This is a genomic window from Nocardia sp. NPDC060220 (assembly GCF_042727815.1).
Taxonomy (GTDB): domain Bacteria; phylum Actinomycetota; class Actinomycetes; order Mycobacteriales; family Mycobacteriaceae; genus Nocardia.
This window is the reverse complement of sequence record NZ_JBHWZY010000952.1, coordinates 1-2,444: the sequence shown is the minus strand read 5'-3', so window position 1 is coordinate 2,444 and position 2,444 is coordinate 1. Positions and strand designations below refer to the sequence as shown.

Sequence of the window (2,444 nt, the reverse complement as noted above, 5' to 3'; positions counted from 1 at the left end):
ACCGGACACAGCGTGGTGCGACAGTAACCGAAGATTAATCAGCCGATGTGAAAGGGGTCCCTTCACCTCCGGTGCACGCGGGCCCGTACCTGCTCGGTGAATTCGCTGGTGGAAGCCAGACCGCCGAGATCCGCCGTCGCGATTCCGGCGGCCAGCGTCGCCGCCACCGCACGGGTAATTCGGTCGGCGGCATCATGGAGCGGACTATTGTCCTCACGAACTGCCAACCAGCGCAACAGCATTGCCGCCGACAATTGCAACGCGGCGGGATTGGCCCGATTGTGCCCCGCCAGACCGGGCGCCGCGCCGTGCACAGCCTGCGCCATCGCGCGCGTGTCGGAGCAGTTGAGCGAGGCGGCCATGCCGAGTGAGCCACTGAGTTCACCGGCCAGATCCGAGAGGATGTCACCGAACAGGTTCTCGGTGACGATCACGTCGAACTCGGCGGATGAGCGAACCAGGTGCGCCGCCATCGCGTCGACGTGTTCGTCGTCGACCGTCACGTCCGGATACTGCTCGGCCACTGCGTAACAGACGTCACGGCACAGGCCGGTCGTCATCGGCAGCACATTGGCCTTGTGCACCACGGTGACCCGCTTGCGCCTGCCCTGCGCGAGCCGCAGCGCCTGATGGGCGATCCGCTCGCACGCCGTGCGGGTGATCACCGCGACCGCCATCGCCACGTCCTCGGTGGGACGGAACTCCCCCGACCCGGCGAACATATTGCGGTCCGCGTAGAAGCCCTCGCTGTTCTCCCGGACGATCACCAGATCGATGTCGGGCGCCACCGCGCGCACGCCGGCGAAGGCGGCGGCAGGGCGGATGTTCGCGTAGAGCTCGAGCCGTTTGCGGATGATGCCGCCCGGTGCCACGCGCATGTCCGACGGGTAGGAGGCGTTGTCGTGCGGACCGAGAATCCAGGCGTCGAGATCCTCGAGAGCGGTCAGGGTCTGTTCCGGCAGCGGGTGGCCGTAGGCGGCGATCGCCTCGTGCCCGATCAGCAGCGGCACCCACTCCACCGGCGCGAGCCCGGCCGCGCCGATCGCTTCGTCGACGACCGCCCGGGTCGCGGCCACCACCTCGGGGCCGATTCCGTCGCCGTCGATCACACCGAGTCGCAGGTTCGCCTTCACACCGTTCACTCCCCCATCCTCGCGCGTGTCCGGACCGGATCGAGCGAGTGGGCGGTGCGGACACGCCGCAGCGACTAGTTTCTGCAGATCATGGTGCAGTCGGTGGAGTTGCTCCTCGACGAGGGCGGCGAGACAGAGATCCGCAGGCAATGGGCGGTTCTTGCCGAAGCAGGCCTGGGCAATCGCCACCCCGGGACCGCTCGGCCGCACATCACCGTCGCGGTGGCGCGCGAGATCTGGCCGCGCATCGACCACGCGCTCGAGCGGCTCGCGTTCGAGCCGCTGCCGATCCGTTTGGGCGGGCTGCTCGTCTTCGGGGCGCGCCGGCCGATCCTGGTCAGGGCGGTCGTCGTCACCGCGGACCTGCTCGCCCTGCATCGCCGGGTCAGCGAGGTGGTCTCACCCTGCCCCGGCGTACCGGCGACCATGGCTCCCGGCGCGTGGACACCGCACGTGACCCTGGCGCGGCGCGTGCCCCCCGAACAGCTCGGCGACGCGGTGCGGACGGTCGCGGCCGACACCGATTTCCGGTCGCTCATCGTGGGGATTCGCCGCTGGGACGGGGAGGCGCGGCAGGAGCGAATCGTGATCGGGGGAAGATAGTAGGACGCCCCGGCGTTACAGCCGAGGACACCGACAAGGAGAGGACGTCATGGCCACCCAGACGCTGACCCAGCAGAACTTCGACGAAGTCATCACCGGAAACGACGTGGTCCTCGTCGATTTCTGGGCTTCCTGGTGCGGTCCGTGCCGCAGTTTCGCACCGACCTACGAGACCTCGTCGGAAAAGCACACCGACGTCGTCTACGGCAAGGTCGACACCGAGGCCGAGCAGGGACTCGCCGCGGCCGCCAACATCCAGTCGATTCCGACCATCATGGCCTTCCGCGAGGGCGTACTCGTCTTCGCGCAGCCGGGCGCGCTGCCGCCCGCCGCGCTCGAGGACCTGGTGACCCAGATCAAGGATCTGGACATGGACGAGGTGCGCAAGCAGATCGCCGAGCAGCAGGAATCCTCTCCCGCCGAATAGTCCGGCGCCGAGAACACACAGGGCCCGTTCACCTTTCGAGTGAACGGGCCCTTGTGCGTGTTCGGGTGGTGTCAGCCCGCGAGCAGGTTGACGCCGGCGATCATGGCGCGCACGGTCGATTCCGCGCTGTCGGCGGCGGTGGCCACCGCCCAGCCGCGCCTGCCGTTGAACTCGCACTGCATGAAGGTGGCGGTGCCGTCGGCGGTCGGGCGCTGATGGAAGTGCAGGATCTCGAGGGGGTAACCCTCGTCGTAGAGCGCGGAGGTCATCGCGGCAACGGG

General features: G+C 68.4%; 3 protein-coding genes and 1 pseudogene. 2 read left to right on the top strand and 2 right to left on the bottom strand.

All coding sequences use genetic code 11. The features are described from left to right. Window positions 1-62: 62 nt before the first annotated feature. Entirely contained in the window at window positions 63-1,142 is a 1,080-nt protein-coding gene (locus tag ACFWF3_RS32165) for an isocitrate/isopropylmalate dehydrogenase family protein (RefSeq protein ID WP_379317581.1), read from the bottom strand. Window positions 1,143-1,235: 93 nt separating this feature from the next. Here ACFWF3_RS32165 and ACFWF3_RS32160 point away from each other — a divergent pair, with 93 nt between their 5' ends. After that, the gene (locus ACFWF3_RS32160) at window positions 1,236-1,736 is read left to right on the top strand and encodes a 2'-5' RNA ligase family protein (protein ID WP_379317579.1); all 501 of its coding nucleotides are present in this window, start codon (window positions 1,236-1,238) and stop codon (window positions 1,734-1,736) included. A 49-nt stretch (window positions 1,737-1,785) separates the two neighbouring features. Then, entirely contained in the window at window positions 1,786-2,163 is a 378-nt protein-coding gene (gene trxA / locus ACFWF3_RS32155; protein WP_056824580.1) for a thioredoxin, read from the top strand. A 71-nt stretch (window positions 2,164-2,234) separates the two neighbouring features. Here the strand turns inward: trxA and ACFWF3_RS32150 are convergent. Next, a pseudogene (locus ACFWF3_RS32150) lies at window positions 2,235-2,444 on the bottom strand (2-keto-3-deoxygluconate kinase); the annotation flags it as partial.

Coding starts and splice junctions, on each gene's coding strand:
- trxA (WP_056824580.1), top strand. CDS start 1,786: ATGGCCACCCAGACGCTGACCCAGCAGAACTTCGACGAAGTCATCACC.